The sequence below is a fragment of the Angustibacter peucedani genome (genome assembly GCF_054779595.1).
In genome coordinates this window covers 1-606 of sequence record NZ_BAAGXY010000118.1, presented here as the reverse complement: position 1 = coordinate 606, position 606 = coordinate 1, and the positions used below count along the sequence as shown (strand labels likewise).

Sequence of the window (606 nt, the reverse complement as noted above, 5' to 3'; positions counted from 1 at the left end):
GTTAAGAAAGCCTATGAGGAAGTCAAAGCTGGACTTAAGGGCCGACCAAGTGGTCGACCGAAACGGCCAAGTTTACTGGATCCATTCAAGCAAACCATCGATTCAAAGCTTGAACTAAATTGTTCGGCTGCTTCAATTTTTAAATTTATCCAGAAGAAGGGCTTTACCGGCAGCTATACCCTCGTGAAAGATTATTGTCGCCAAACCCGCCGAGAACGAGTTAAGAAAGCTACCATTCGGATTGAACATTCCCCTGGTCTCTCTGCTCAAGTTGACTGGAAAGAAGAAATGGCCCTAGTGAGCAGCGAGGGTGAGCTGTTTAAATTCAATATTTTCTTGTATGTATTGCCTTATTCAAAACTCAAATATATGACACTAACCTTTGATCGGAGCCAAGATACCCTCTTTTCTTGCTTACACGACGCTTTCCTTCATACCGGAGGTATTCCGACGGAAATCTGGTTTGATAATATGAAAACCGTTGTGGATCATACAAAATCCCAGTTTGGCCACGCTGTCTTTAACGAACGGTTCCACGAATTCTGTAAAGATGCCGGTTTCACACCAATTGCTTGTCGACCATTCAGACCACAAACTAAAGGTGCA

At 43.4% G+C, this 606-nt stretch carries 1 protein-coding gene; it reads left to right on the top strand.

The features are described 5' to 3' along the window. Window positions 1-606 (top strand): IS21 family transposase (istA, locus tag ACYVJ4_RS16915; protein ID WP_460461263.1); only part of this gene is annotated, 606 nt, incomplete at both ends.